The sequence below is a fragment of the Aeromonas sobria genome, from assembly GCF_006243315.1.
Lineage (GTDB): Bacteria > Pseudomonadota > Gammaproteobacteria > Enterobacterales > Aeromonadaceae > Aeromonas > Aeromonas sobria_A.
Map to the genome: position 1 here is coordinate 1 of NZ_NKWE01000030.1, position 13,278 is coordinate 13,278.

The 13,278-nt window shown below is 59.0% G+C and carries 11 protein-coding genes; 6 read left to right on the plus strand and 5 right to left on the minus strand.

Going from position 1 to position 13,278, the window contains the following annotated elements:
- Positions 1 to 170: 170 nt before the first annotated feature.
- The 3 genes from ppx to CF137_RS10160 form a co-directional block, all read right to left on the minus strand.
- Positions 171 to 1,661, minus strand: coding sequence for an exopolyphosphatase (gene ppx / locus CF137_RS10150; protein ID WP_139718907.1), 1,491 nt, complete (start codon positions 1,659 to 1,661; stop codon positions 171 to 173).
- Positions 1,651 to 3,720, minus strand: a complete 2,070-nt coding sequence (gene ppk1 / locus CF137_RS10155; protein ID WP_139718908.1) for a polyphosphate kinase 1 — start codon at positions 3,718 to 3,720, stop codon at positions 1,651 to 1,653. Before ppk1 ends, ppx begins: the two co-directional genes overlap by 11 nt.
- Positions 3,721 to 3,794: 74 nt before the next feature.
- Positions 3,795 to 4,307, minus strand: coding sequence for a glycine cleavage system transcriptional repressor (locus tag CF137_RS10160; RefSeq protein WP_139718909.1), 513 nt, complete (start codon positions 4,305 to 4,307; stop codon positions 3,795 to 3,797).
- Between the two features lie 196 nt (positions 4,308 to 4,503).
- Between CF137_RS10160 and CF137_RS10165 the strand changes: the two genes are divergently transcribed.
- The 5 genes from CF137_RS10165 (at position 4,504) to CF137_RS10185 (ending at position 10,543) form a co-directional block, all read left to right on the plus strand.
- A complete protein-coding gene (locus tag CF137_RS10165) occupies positions 4,504 to 5,388 on the plus strand; it encodes a DUF2726 domain-containing protein (protein ID WP_139718910.1) in 885 nt (294 codons plus the stop codon).
- A gap of 251 nt (positions 5,389 to 5,639) precedes the next feature.
- Entirely contained in the window at positions 5,640 to 7,061 is a 1,422-nt protein-coding gene (locus tag CF137_RS10170; RefSeq protein ID WP_162515912.1) for a sigma-54 dependent transcriptional regulator, read from the plus strand.
- Positions 7,062 to 7,167: 106 nt separating this feature from the next.
- On the plus strand, positions 7,168 to 8,202 hold the full coding sequence (locus tag CF137_RS10175) for a sensor histidine kinase (protein WP_139718911.1): 1,035 nt from the start codon (positions 7,168 to 7,170) through the stop codon (positions 8,200 to 8,202).
- Positions 8,203 to 8,293: 91 nt separating this feature from the next.
- Positions 8,294 to 9,637, plus strand: a complete 1,344-nt coding sequence (locus tag CF137_RS10180; RefSeq protein ID WP_139718912.1) for a sigma-54-dependent transcriptional regulator — start codon at positions 8,294 to 8,296, stop codon at positions 9,635 to 9,637.
- A 144-nt stretch (positions 9,638 to 9,781) separates the two neighbouring features.
- Positions 9,782 to 10,543, plus strand: a complete 762-nt coding sequence (locus CF137_RS10185) for a Nif3-like dinuclear metal center hexameric protein (protein ID WP_139718913.1) — start codon at positions 9,782 to 9,784, stop codon at positions 10,541 to 10,543.
- 142 nt (positions 10,544 to 10,685) lie between these two features.
- Here CF137_RS10185 and purN read toward each other — a convergent pair whose 3' ends face one another.
- On the minus strand, positions 10,686 to 11,324 hold the full coding sequence (gene purN / locus CF137_RS10190; RefSeq protein WP_139718914.1) for a phosphoribosylglycinamide formyltransferase: 639 nt from the start codon (positions 11,322 to 11,324) through the stop codon (positions 10,686 to 10,688).
- The gene (gene purM, locus CF137_RS10195; RefSeq protein WP_042022081.1) at positions 11,321 to 12,358 is read right to left on the minus strand and encodes a phosphoribosylformylglycinamidine cyclo-ligase; all 1,038 of its coding nucleotides are present in this window, start codon (positions 12,356 to 12,358) and stop codon (positions 11,321 to 11,323) included. Before purM ends, purN begins: the two co-directional genes overlap by 4 nt.
- Positions 12,359 to 12,534: 176 nt before the next feature.
- On the opposite strand from purM, the gene upp reads away from it, so the two are divergent.
- Positions 12,535 to 13,161, plus strand: coding sequence for a uracil phosphoribosyltransferase (gene upp / locus CF137_RS10200; protein WP_005320172.1), 627 nt, complete (start codon positions 12,535 to 12,537; stop codon positions 13,159 to 13,161).
- Positions 13,162 to 13,278: the final 117 nt, after the last annotated feature.

The window sequence follows — 13,278 nt, forward strand, 5'->3', positions numbered from 1 at the left end:
GGTGAAGAGAATCCTTAATACCATTGGTATTAGCACCTTGATGTGGTGATGAAAGGTTCAGATCCCGGAAGGGGAACAAAGCTCAAAAAACTCCCCAAGCGATGCTTGGGGAGTTTTTTATAAGAGACAGGCTTCAGCTGCTTTTGGGCTGTTTTGCCAAAAAACGCGGTTTAGCCGAGCTGGAACAACAGTGGCCAGCCCTGCTCCTGGCAATAACGATGCTCCTTCTCCAGATTCTGCATCAAGAGACGGTTATCCTCGCACCAGTCGATCGGCAGGGTCACTACCAGCTCATCGCCTTGCACTGCGACTTTCCACTCAGGCAGCAAGTGATCCTGCCGCTTGTGATGGGCGGCGACCGCGAGGCGCAGAATACGGATGCAGCGCAGCACTGTCTGCAGGTCGTGGTTGGGCAGGGCTGGCAGTTCGGAGAGCTTGAGCCCCTTGCGCTGAAAGCGTGCCAGCGCGGCGAGCAACGCCTGATCATCCTGGTTGAAACCGGGCAGGTCGGTGTGTTGCAGGATATAGGCGGAGTGGCGATGAATGCCGCTGTAGTTGATGGCAAGGCCAATCTCGTGTAGCCGCGCCGCCCAGCCGAGGATGGCGCGATAGGGCTCTATTTCCATCTGCCACGGCTTTTGCAGCGTATCGAACAGGGTCAATACGCTCTGTTCCACCCGGGCAGCCTGCTTGCGGTCCATCCGGTAGTGAGTGCCCAGCGCTTGCGCGGTGCGCTCGCGAATATCGTGGTGCTGCAAGCGCTCCTCGAACTCGTAAAGGAGCCCTTCGCGCAGGGCGCCGTCAGAGTAGTCGAGTCGCTCGATAGGCAGCGAGGTAAACAGCCCGAGCAGGATAGCAACGGCAGCGGCAAACACCTCTTGTCGCTCTTCGGTGAGCCCCGCCAGCTTGAGGTTGTCGACTCGTTTGCGCTCGATCATCATTGCCTTGAGTCGCTCCAGCCCCTCCAGGGTAATGCTGCCATCAGTCAGCCCTTCCCCCTGCAGCACGTCGCGCACGGTGCGGATCGAGCCGGAGCTGCCAAGGCAGCTCTGCCAGCCCAGTTTGCGATACTGGTTGATGATGGGGGCGAGCTGGTGCTGCGCCTCCAGCACCGCATTGCTGAAGTGTTTGTCGCTCAGTTTGCCGCTGGCAAAGAAGCTCTGGGTAAAGCTGACGCAACCCATCTTGCGGCTGGTGAGGGCCTTGTGATCAAACCCCTCGCCGATGATGAGCTCGGTGCTACCGCCGCCGATATCCACCACCAGCACCTGACCTTCGATGTGCTGGGTATGGGCGACCCCTTGATAGATGAGGCGCGCCTCCTCCTGACCGCTGATGATTTCGATGGGGTGGTTGAGCACCATGGCTGCCTCGCTTACGAATTCGCGGGCGTTGCTGGCGCGGCGCAGGGTATAGGTACCGGCAATGCGGATCTGATCCGGCTTGATATTGGTGAGGCGTTCGGCAAACAGCGACAGGCAGGCGAGGCCACGGGCCATTGCCTCGGGGCTCATCCGCTTCTGTTCATCCATCCCCTCGGCCAGACGTACTCGCTCCTTGATGCGATCGACGATGCGAAAACGCCCTTCGCTCAGGTGAGCGATCACCATGTGAAAACTGTTGGAGCCGAGATCCACGGCGGCATAGAGACTATTGTCCATTGTTTGACTCGATACGTTTGAGATAGTCGTAAATCGCCACCTGAGAGCGGATCTTGCGGCGGTTACCCCGTTTCACATACTCGTTCTGCTGGTCGGCATCGATCACCCGCGCCTTGCAGGTATCACTCAGTTGTAGTTCGAGAATATCCATGATGCGCTGCTTGAGGCGCTCATCATAAATGGGGGTTCCCACCTCGATCCGGCCGTCGATATTGCGGCTCATCCAGTCGGCGCTGGAGATATAGAGCTGGGGGTTGCTCTTGTTGTGGAACACCATCACCCGCGGGTGCTCGAGGAAGCGGTCGATGATGCTGATCACCTTGATGTTGTCACTGAGGCCCGGCACGCCCGGGCGCAAGGCGCACATGCCACGGATGATCATCTGGATCGGCACCCCGGCCTGACCGGCGGCATAGAGGCGGTTGATGAGATCCTTGTCCACCAGATTGTTGATCTTGAGGATGATGCCGCTCGGTTGGCCCGCCTTGGCGTTGGAGAGCTCATTGTCGATGAGGCGATAGAGCTGACGGCGGCTGTTGATGGGGGAGACCAGCAGGTGGTTGAACTTGTAACGTTTATAGGGGTACTCGATGTATTCAAATACCCCCTCCACCTCGGCGGTGATATCAGGGTGGCGGGTCAGCAACGAGAAGTCGGTGTAGATCTTGGCGGTCTTCTCGTTGAAGTTGCCGGTGCCGATATGGGCGTAGCGCACCGCCTCGCCATGTTCGTGACGAGTAATGAGGCAGAGCTTGGAGTGGATCTTGAGGCTCGGCACCCCGAATACCACCTTGACCCCGGCATCGGTGAGAATATTGGCCCAGTCGATGTTGGCCGCTTCGTCGAAACGGGCGCGCAACTCGACTACCACGGTCACCTTCTTGCCGTTGTTGGCGGCATCGATAAGGGAGTGGATGATCCGCGACTTCTTGGCCACCCGGTAGATATTGATGCGAATGGCGCTCACCGCCGGGTCGAATGCCGCCTGACGCACCAGCTCGGTGAAGTGGTGGAACTTGTGGTACGGGTAGTAGAGCAGAATATCCTGCTTGGTAATCGCATCGAAGGCGTTGACGAAGCCGTCAAAATCGCGGCAATCAAGCGCTGGCAGCTTGGGGTTTTCCAGATAATCTCGGCCCACGTTGGGGAAGCCGATGAAATCCTTGAAGTTGTGGTAGCGCCCACCCGGCATGATGGCGTCGTAGGAGCTGATCTGCAGCTTGAGCTTGAGGAAGCTGATCATGGCGGCGGGCATCTCCCGCTCGTAGACGAAGCGCACCGGCATGGCGGTGAGGCGCTGCTTCAAGCCGTCACTCATTTTGTCTACCAGGCTCAAGTCCAGCTGGTCGGAGAGATCATATTCGGCATCCCGGGTCAGCTTCACCGCATAGGCGGCAATCTCGTCGTAGTCGAAGAAGCCCTTGAAGATCTCGTCGAGACAGAAGCGGATGACGTTATCCAGAATGATGATCTGTTTCTTGCGGCGGGTCCCTTCCGGCGGTAACTGGAAGAAGCGGGGCAGGTCGTCGGTCGGCACTTCCACCAGCGCGTACTGGATCACCTGACCATCTTTTTTCATTTCGACGGCCAGATAAGTGTGTTCGTCCTTGAGAAACTTGACCGGATTGACCTCCTTGTTGAGCAGGATCGGGATGATGTGGCGCAGCACCTTCTCCCGGAAAAAGACCCGCAGCCACTGCTGGATCGATTCGGAGATCTGGCTCTCATTGACCAAGAAAATGTTGTGACGGGCCAGCGCGATCAACAGCTCCTTGTAGGTGTTGTCGAACGCTTCGCCAAGGGCCATTACCTTCTGCTGGATGGCGCGCAGCAGCACCTTGGCATCGTCCCCGCCACCGTGAACTTCACTGATGAGGATGCGGCGCTTGACGTCTGAGACCCGCACCTTGAAAAACTCATCCTGGTTGGAGGAGAAGATCCCCAAAAAACGGACCCGCTCGATGAGGGGCACTGTTTTGTCCATTGCCTCTTGCAACACCCGTTCATTGAATGAGAGCCAGCTCAGCTCTTTCTCTTCATACTGCTTGTCGGTGCTCATGTTATGCCTCTGTATCAGGTCGCGTCTGCGCGGCAGTTATGGCGTGAGAATATGTCAGATTGATGACAAGCGAGTTACTCGTGCAACGCCTCATCGATATCAACCACCAGATCGTCGGAGAGGGACTCCAGCGCGGTGATCAGGGTGTCCATCGCCAGTCTGTCAGGCAGGGCAACCAGCGCATGGGCATAGAAGAGCGGGGCGCCGGAGTGAGGGGCCGGTTCGCAGCCAGTGGTCAGGTCGGCCACATTGATCTCGAGCTGGCGCAGGATGCTGGCCACTTCGTGGACGATACCGGGGCGATCGTTGCCGGTCACCGTCATCATCACCTGATGAGCCGGTTCTGCGGTGGGCGTCCCTTCGGCAAAGCTGATGGTGAGACCGGGTAACAGGGCCAGCGCTTCGCACAGGCTGCGATAGTGATCATCGGGGACCGAGACATGGAGGATACCGGCAAATTGGCCCGCCAGCTCGCTCATGGCACTGCCCAGCCAGTTGCCCTGTTCACGGCTGATCACGGCAGCCAGACTTTCGACGATACCGGGTTTGTCTGCACCGATCACGGTGACCACCAATTGCTTTTGCATCCTGCTCTCCTTGATATGGGATGTTATGCCTGTTGCCATTGTGCCTGCAGTGGCTGGTCATATGAAGCCCCGCAGACTGACCAATAGATAAAAATCCGGTGCTTTGACATTTTCCAGGTGCTTGACTGCTGCCTTGCCCTGTTGCGGCTGTGGTAAAGTGGTGCCCCTTTCGTGTTGTGAACTGGAACGTGCTCTGATGAATACCTTTGTCGTATCGGGATTGCTGTTGTTTGCACTGCTGGTGATGGCGATTTTCTGGCTGCGATTCCGGCCGAAGAAACGTCTTCCCTACGATCTTCGGGAGACCTTGCTCAGCCCTGAAGAGCACGCTTTCCTCGGCGTGCTAGAAATGGCGGTGGGCGACAAGGTTCGGGTATTTGCCAAGGTGCAGGTAGCGGCAGTGCTGACCCCCGAGGCGGGGCTTGGCAAAAGTAAATGGCAACAACACCTCGGCAAGATCAGTGGCAAGCATTTCGACTATTTGCTGTGTCATCCCGCCGACCTCTCTTTTATTTGTGCTATCGAGCTCGGTGACAGCACCCACCGTCATCAGAAACGCAAGGTTCGCGACTCGGTGCTGCAAACAGCCTGCGATAGCGCGGGACTGCCCCTGCTGCAGATCGCAGAAAGTGGCCACGGTCTTGAGCAAGAGCTGCGTGAGCTGATTTTGCCGTTACTGATCAAACGTAGCGAGCCTGTGGTGGATGCGCCGATACCGGGGCAGCGCCGCGAGCCGACCTTCAATTCATTGTTGCTCGATGGAGTCGATGTTGGCTCCCGTCCCCATGGTCGCTCGGAGCCCGAGTCGAACGCTACGACCGCCGTTCAATCAGCGAGCGAGTCATTCAGGTACAGTAAGTTGACGGCTGAATTACCTGCGATGGAGGGGGATCTGGCAGAGGGCTTATTCATCGATACGGAGGATGATGAAGAGCAAGAGGTTCACCACTGCCCCCGTTGTGATGCGCCCCTGCTGGAGCGGGAAGCCAAGAAAGGGCCACATGCAGGTCAGCTATTTTTGGCGTGTAGCCGCTTTCCCGATTGCCGCTATGCGGCGCCCCACCACCGTCATCCCCACTGAGTTCGTCTCACTGTGCGGTATGCTGCCCTCTGACGAGGGCAGTTTGCTTTCTGCCTCTGGCTGCCTTGCTTGCAGAAGAATCGTCGACAAAATTCAACTAGTCTCCCGTTTCTGTCGATACACTTAGCCTGACGCGACAGTTTTTGACAATGCGTCGGAATTTTGGCACTTTGTGCACCAGCAACAAAACAGTCAAGACTGTTTGATGAGAAAAAACAATAAATTAGTTCAGGCTATCGCGAGGGATGGATATGGTGGAGATGGGCGTGTTGATTGTTGATGCCGATGAGCAACGACGTCAGCAATTGGGAACTGTGCTCTCGTTTATGGGGATCCCGTGGCAAGAGGTAGCCGAAGGCGATCTGGATGTAGCCATCGAATCCTCAGGTCCGCTGCAAGGGGTGCTGGTGGGCGATCTGGCAGGTCGGGAGTTGCCGGAACTGCTGACAGCCTTCCCGCGAACCCCCTTCCTCTCGCTGGTCGCGGCGGAGCTGCCCAACAACAATTTCATCGGGGTAGCGCTCTCTCCTTTTACCTATGAGTCCCTTACCCGCCATCTGCATTTTTGCCAGGCTTTTGTCTCCTTGCATCCTCGCCAGCAGACCCATGACAAGGGGCAGGCCCTGCTACGTCTGCTGGTGGGCAAAGGGAAGGGGATCCAGGAGGTGCGCCGCCTCATCAGTCAGGTCGCCGAGACCGATGCCAACGTGCTGATCCTCGGCGAATCCGGCACCGGCAAAGAGGTGGTGGCCCGTGCCATTCATGAACTCTCTCCCCGCAGTGCCGGTCCTTTCGTGCCCATCAACTGCGGTGCCATCCCCGCCGAGCTGCTGGAGAGCGAACTGTTTGGTCATGAGAAGGGATCGTTTACCGGTGCTGTGGCTGCCCGTCGTGGCCGCTTCGAGTTAGCTCAGGGCGGCACCCTGTTTCTGGACGAAATAGGCGACATGCCGATGCCGATGCAGGTCAAACTGCTGCGGGTGCTGCAGGAGCGGCTGTTCGATCGGGTGGGGGGCAGCAAGCCCATTCAGGCCGATGTGCGCATTATTGCGGCGACCCACCGGGATCTGGAGGCGATGATCCGCACCCAGGGATTTCGTGAAGATCTCTACTATCGCCTCAACGTATTTCCCATTGAGACGCCGCCACTGCGGGATCGCATCAACGATATTCCGCTGTTGTTGCAAGAGCTGCTCAACCGCCATGCCGAGCAGCATCACGGTTTTATCCGGCTGACCCAGCGGGCGATGGAGTCGCTGATGCAGTACCCCTGGCCTGGCAACGTGCGCGAGCTCTCCAACCTGCTGGAGCGGCTGCTGATCCTCTACCCGCACCAGATCGTCGATGTGGCCGATCTGCCGAGCCGTTATCGGCTGCTGCCGAGCGAGCCGCGGGATGAGCGGCTGACCGAGATGGATGAACGGGATGCGCTGGCGGCGGTGTTCCAGGATCCGCCCGAGCTGGATCACCCCCTTGCCTCGGCCCGCACCATGCAGTTGCCGGAGGAGGGGGTCAACCTCAAAGAGATGCTGGCCGACCTCGAAGTGGAGCTGATCCGTCAGGCGCTGGAGTCTCAGGACGGGGTGGTGGCCCGCGCCGCCGATCTGCTCGGCATGCGCCGTACCACTTTGGTGGAGAAGATGAAAAAGTACGGGATGAGCAAGGACGTCTGAGGGTCAAAGCCTTGACGCTAATACGCAATCCATTGTTTTAATTCATATAATTTAGTGGCATGGAACTTGAATAACCTGACCCAATAGCCAGTTTGAGGTCAGGTTTATGACAATCCAGCAGCAGGACATGCCACTCCAGTCCCACGAAGTGAGCCAGCTCTATGCCATCTTCAAGGCGCTCCCCACCGGGGTGTTGTTGCTTGATGGGGCTGGGGTTATCACCCGCGCGAATCCGGCGGCCATCTCCCTGCTGGGGGAGCCGCTGGAAGGTGAGCTCTGGCGCCACATCATTGCCCGCTGCTTTGAGCCGCGCGAGGATGATGGCCATGAGATCTCCCTGCGTGACGGGCGCCGGGTGCAGCTCTCGACCCAACCGCTGCCGGATCAGCCCGGCCAGCTGGTCTTTATCAACGACCTGACCGAAACCCGCAAACTGCAAGACCGCATCAACCATATGAAGCGGCTGTCGGCGCTGGGCAATATGGCGGCCTCGCTCGCCCACCAGATCCGCACTCCGCTCTCCGCCGCCATGCTCTATGCCGCCAATCTGGCCAACCGTACCCTCAAGCCGGAATCACGCACTCAGTTTCAGCAAAAGCTGATGGCCCGTTTGCAGGATCTGGAGAAGCAGATCAACGACATCCTGCTGTTTGCCCGCAACGGCGACAATCAGGTGGTCACCCCCATCTCGGTACAAGGGCTGCTGGCCGAAGTGCAGGCCGGAGCTGAGGCCTTCTGTCAGCAACAGGGCTGTGATCTGCACATGGAAGCACCGGAGCCCGATCTCTGTCTGCTGGCCAACAGCAGTGCGCTGGCGGGGGCCATCAACAACCTGATTGCCAATGCCCAGCAGGCAGGGGCCACGTCGCTCTTGGTCAGCGCGGTGCGCAGCGGCGCCCGGGTGGAGATGCGTGTCATCGATAATGGCAAGGGGATCCCTTCCCATCAGCTCGGTCAGGTATTCGAGCCCTTCTTTACCACCCGCTCCCAGGGCACTGGCCTGGGTCTGGCGGTGGTGCAATCTGTCGTGCGTGCCCATCAGGGGGAGGTCGGAGTGGCCTCGGTTCCCGGTGAAGGCACCTGTTTTACTCTGTCGTTCCCCCTGCATCAGCAACCGGTGCAGCTTGGAGGTGTAGCATGACCCATATCGGATCCAGGTTGTTAGCCGGGGCCAGCTGGCCGTTGGCGGTGAATGTTGATGAGTTAGAGCTGTTGGCTGTGGGAGGTGTAGCATGACACAGGCCAGGATCCTGGTAGTTGAAGATGACAATGGCCTGCGCGAAGCGCTGGTGGACACCCTGTTGCTGGGCGGCTATGAATGCCGTGAAGCAGACAGCGGCGAGCGGGCTTTGCTGATCCTCTCTCGTCAGCCATTTGACATGGTGATCTCCGATATCCAGATGGGGGGGATGGATGGCCTCACCCTGTTGGCCACCATCCGCCAGCAATATCCGCAGATACCTGTGCTGCTGATGACCGCCTACGCCAATATCGACGGTGCGGTGCGCGCCATGCGCGAAGGGGCCATCGACTATCTGGCCAAGCCGTTCTCGCCGGAGGTGCTGCTCAATCAGGTTAGCCGCTATGTGCCCGCCCAGAAGGTGGAGAAGCGCGCCGTGGTCTACGGAGATCCCAAAACCGCCGAACTGTTCCAGCTGGCGACCCGGGTGGCCAGAAGCGAAGCGACCGTGATGGTGACCGGCCCGAGCGGGACGGGTAAAGAGGTGCTGGCACGTTACATTCACGACAACTCCAATCGCGCCGAGCAACCCTTCGTCGCCATCAACTGCGCCGCCATTCCGGAGAACATGCTGGAGGCGACCCTGTTTGGCTACGAGAAGGGGGCATTTACCGGTGCGGTGCAGGGGTGCCCCGGCAAGTTCGAGCAGGCGCAGGGGGGGACTCTGCTGCTCGACGAGATCACCGAGATGGATCAGGGGCTGCAAGCCAAATTGCTGCGGGTGTTGCAGGAGAAAGAGGTGGAGCGGCTCGGCAGCCGCAAGATGATCCCGCTGGATGTGCGAGTCATCGCCACCAGCAACCGGGATGTGAAAAAGGCGGTGCAGGATGGGCTGTTTCGCGAAGATCTCTACTACCGCCTCAATGTTTTCCCGCTGCGTTGGTCCGCCCTGTGTGAGCGACCCGGCGACATTCTGCCACTGGCGGAACACCTGTTGGCGCTCCATGCCAGTCAGCAAGGGCTGCCGACCCCACAGTTGACGGACGCCTCGCGGGAGCGACTGCTGGCCCACCCCTGGCCCGGCAACGTGCGGGAGCTGGACAACGTGGTGCAGCGCGCGCTGATCCTCAGCCCGGATGGGGTCATTGATAGTGGCCACCTGATTTTGGAGGAGCTGGACGAGCAGGAGATGGAGTTGGTCAGTGTGGATCGCAGCTATGGTGGCGATCGCCTCGGCAGTGAGCTCAAGCAGCAGGAGCACCAGATCATCCTCGATACCCTGCAAGATTGTAACGGCAGCCGTAAAGATGTCGCGGATCGGCTTGGCATCAGTCCACGCACCTTGCGCTACAAGCTGGCCCAGATGCGGGAAGCGGGGATCGACCTGCCAGCCTGAGTCCGGTGGCGGATAACTGTCATCATGTGGGGAGCGTCATGGTCTTGGCGGCCCCGCTCGATTATCATGGGGCTCTTGGCGTTTGGCGCCTGAGCCCTGTTTTTATTGCTAAAACAGGGGACCGAGCCTTAAAAAGGGACCCCTATGATCTCTCATCGAAAACTCGAAACTGTACTGAACCATCTGCTCGAACCCCACGCCCTCAAGGATTACTGCCCCAACGGCTTGCAAGTAGAGGGGCGCGAGCGCATTCGCAAGGTAGTGACCGGAGTCACCGCCAGTCAGGCACTCATCGATGCGGCGGTGGCTGCCGGGGCCGATGCCATTCTGGTCCATCACGGTTATTTCTGGAGTGGTGAACCGGCCCAGATCACCGGTATGAAGCAGCGTCGGCTCAAGACCCTGTTGACCCACGATATCAACCTGTTTGCCTACCATCTGCCGCTCGATGTTCACCCCGAGGTGGGCAACAACGCCCAGCTCGCCAAGCTGCTCGACATCAAGGTACGCCGTGGTCTGGAGCCGTGGAACAGCAAGAGCGTCGCCATGGTGGGTAAGCTGGAACAGCCGATGAGCGGCCGCGACTTTGCCCAGCTGATTGCCGAGCGGCTTGGTCGTGAACCGCTGCACTGTGGTGATAGCGGTCCCGAGCTTATCCGCTCGGTGGCCTGGTGTACCGGCGGCGGTCAGAGCTACATCAATCTGGCGGCGGAGCAGGGCATCGATGCCTTTATCTCCGGTGAAGCCTCCGAGCAGACCATTCACACCGCCCGCGAGATGAGGATGCACTTCTACGCCGCTGGCCATCACGCCACCGAGCGTTACGGCGTCAAGGCGCTGGGAGAGTGGCTGGCGACCGTGCACGGGCTGGATGTCACCTTTATCGATATCGACAATCCGGTGTAAGTTCGATTAGCCGCGTAGCGGCGTAATCGGACCTGACCGCAGCCATCGCGTGGATAGTGTGCGGATAGATCGTGCGGATAGGTAGAAATGACAAGGGAGGCCGAGGCCTCCCTTGTTACATCTGACATGCAGTCGTTAGCGGTTACTCGCAGGCGTAACCTGCAGGGCCCAGCAGGGCGCCATCCAGTTGCACGGCGCCGTCCATCATCTGCAGCCTGCCTTCGCAGAACCAGCGCACCACCAGCGGGTAGATGCTGTGCTCCTGCGCCTGTACCCGGGCGGCCACCTCATCGGCCTCATCCCCTTCGAAGATGGGGACGCGGGCCTGCAGGATCACCGGACCACCGTCCAGCTCTTCGGTGACGAAGTGGACGCTGGTGCCATGCTCGCTGTCACCGGCGTCAATGGCCCGCTGGTGGGTGTGCAAGCCCTGATACTTGGGCAGCAGGGAGGGGTGGATATTGAGCATCCGCCCGGCGAAGTGGTGTACCAGTTGGGCGCTCAAAATCCGCATAAAGCCAGCCAGTACCACCAGATCCGGCTGATAGTCCGCCATCAGCGCCAGCAGGGCGGTGTCATACTCCTCCCGGCTGGCAAATTGCTGCTGGGTCAGAATGGACGTCGCCACTCCCGCCTCTTTGGCGCGCACCAGACCATAGGCGTCAGCTTTATTGCTGATGACGCCGACCACCTCACCGGCAATTTTGCCGCTGGCGCAGTGGTCGAGGATCGCCTGCAGATTACTGCCGTTGCCGGAGATAAGGACGATGATCCGCATCATTTGATGACGACCTGCTCCTCACCATCGGCTGCTTTGGCGATATGACCGATGTGCCATGCGTTTTCGCCTTCCGCCTTGAGCAGGGTCAGCGCCTTCTCCAGCTGATTGGCAGGCAGGGCGATGATCATGCCGACGCCGCAGTTAAAGGTGCGATACATCTCGTGGCGGGTGACGTTGCCAGCTTGCTGCAGCCAGCTGAACACAGCCGGCCACTGCCAGCTCTGCTCGTCGATCACCGCTTGAGTGTTGGCGGGCAGTACGCGGGGGATGTTCTCCCAGAAGCCACCGCCAGTGATGTGGGACAGGGCGTGGATCTCGCACTCTTTGATGAGTTTCAGCACCGGCTTGACGTAGATGCGGGTCGGCTCCAGCAGGGCGTTGGCCAGGGTGGTGTCACCCAGTGGCTGATGCACGTCGGCCTTGGAGACTTCCAGGATCTTGCGCACCAGCGAGAAACCGTTGGAGTGGGGGCCGCTGGCGGCCAGCGCGATCAGGGCATCCCCTTCACCGACCTTGGAGCCGTCAATGATTTCGCTCTTCTCAACAACACCGACGCAGAAACCGGCGATGTCGTAGTCTTCCCCTTCATACATGCCTGGCATCTCGGCGGTTTCGCCGCCCACCAGGGCACAGCCCGATTGCTCGCAACCAACACCGATCCCGGTGACCACAGCCGCTGCGGTGTCCACGTCCAGCTTGCCGGTGGCATAGTAGTCGAGGAAAAACAGCGGCTCGGCACCCTGTACGATCAGGTCATTGACGCACATGGCCACCAGATCGATGCCGACCGTGTCGTGCTTCTTCAGGTCGATGGCCAGCCGCAGCTTGGTGCCCACACCATCGGTACCGGAGACCAGTACCGGCTCCTTGTAACCCGCAGGGATTTGACACAGGGCCCCAAAGCCGCCAAGACCACCCAGCACTTCAGGACGACGAGTGCGCTTGGAGACGCCCTTGATCCGTTCAACCAGTGCATTGCCAGCATCAATATCTACGCCAGCATCTTTGTAGCTCAGTGAGGTTTTGTCAGTCACGCGTATTCCCCGTCATGTATCGAAGTGGAGGGTAAAATTCGGGGCATATACTACCAGCGGCAGTGATAAATCAGAAAGGAAATCGTTTGCGCGTTTTTGCGCGGAAAGGCTCTACAAGTGCGGGCTTTTATTGTATGATTCCGCGATTTTTTTGCGGCGAGTTAGAGGAGACAATAATGAAAGTGGTTGAAGTCAAACACCCCCTGGTCAAACACAAGATCGGGCTAATGCGTGAAGGCGATATCAGCACCAAGCGTTTCCGTGAACTGGCCAAAGAAGTGGGCAGTTTGTTGACCTATGAAGCCACCTCTGACTTCGAAACCGAGAAGGTTACCATCGACGGCTGGAACGGGCCAGTGGAAGTTGACCAGATCAAGGGCAAGAAGGTAACTGTCGTGCCGATCCTGCGTGCCGGTCTTGGCATGATGGATGGCGTGCTGGAGCACATGCCGAGCGCCCGCGTCAGCGTGGTCGGTATCTATCGCGATGAAGAGACCCTGCAACCGGTTCCCTATTTCGAGAAGATTGTCAGCAACATCGAAGAGCGTCTGGCACTGGTTATCGATCCGATGCTGGCCACCGGTGGCTCTATGATCGCCACCATCGATCTGCTGAAGAAGAAGGGCTGCCAATCCATCAAGGTGCTGGTACTGGTTGCCGCGCCGGAAGGGATCAAGGCGCTGGAAGCGGCTCACCCCGATGTAGAACTCTACTGTGCCTCCGTCGATCAGGGCCTGAACGAGAAAGGCTACATAGTGCCGGGTCTGGGCGATGCTGGTGACAAGATCTTCGGTACCAAATAAGTTGATGCTTTAACCTGCTTCCTCATCGGGAGTGGTGATCTGAGCCGGCGTTATGCCGGCTCTGTTGTTTGTGGCTGCTTGTGCCCGCCTTGCCGCAAGAGGTGCCTTGCCGCTACC

Excerpts from the sequence above, each read along its gene's own strand:
- ppk1 (WP_139718908.1), bottom strand. The coding sequence starts at position 3,720 with ATGAGCACCGACAAGCAGTATGAAGAGAAAGAGCTGAGCTGGCTCTCA.
- purN (WP_139718914.1), bottom strand. The coding sequence starts at position 11,324 with ATGATGCGGATCATCGTCCTTATCTCCGGCAACGGCAGTAATCTGCAG.
- CF137_RS10175 (WP_139718911.1), top strand. The coding sequence starts at position 7,168 with ATGACAATCCAGCAGCAGGACATGCCACTCCAGTCCCACGAAGTGAGC.
- CF137_RS10180 (WP_139718912.1), top strand. The coding sequence starts at position 8,294 with ATGACACAGGCCAGGATCCTGGTAGTTGAAGATGACAATGGCCTGCGC.
- CF137_RS10160 (WP_139718909.1), bottom strand. The coding sequence starts at position 4,307 with ATGCAAAAGCAATTGGTGGTCACCGTGATCGGTGCAGACAAACCCGGT.
- upp (WP_005320172.1), top strand. The coding sequence starts at position 12,535 with ATGAAAGTGGTTGAAGTCAAACACCCCCTGGTCAAACACAAGATCGGG.
- ppx (WP_139718907.1), bottom strand. The coding sequence starts at position 1,661 with ATGGACAATAGTCTCTATGCCGCCGTGGATCTCGGCTCCAACAGTTTT.
- CF137_RS10185 (WP_139718913.1), top strand. The coding sequence starts at position 9,782 with ATGATCTCTCATCGAAAACTCGAAACTGTACTGAACCATCTGCTCGAA.
- CF137_RS10165 (WP_139718910.1), top strand. The coding sequence starts at position 4,504 with ATGAATACCTTTGTCGTATCGGGATTGCTGTTGTTTGCACTGCTGGTG.
- CF137_RS10170 (WP_162515912.1), top strand. The coding sequence starts at position 5,640 with ATGGTGGAGATGGGCGTGTTGATTGTTGATGCCGATGAGCAACGACGT.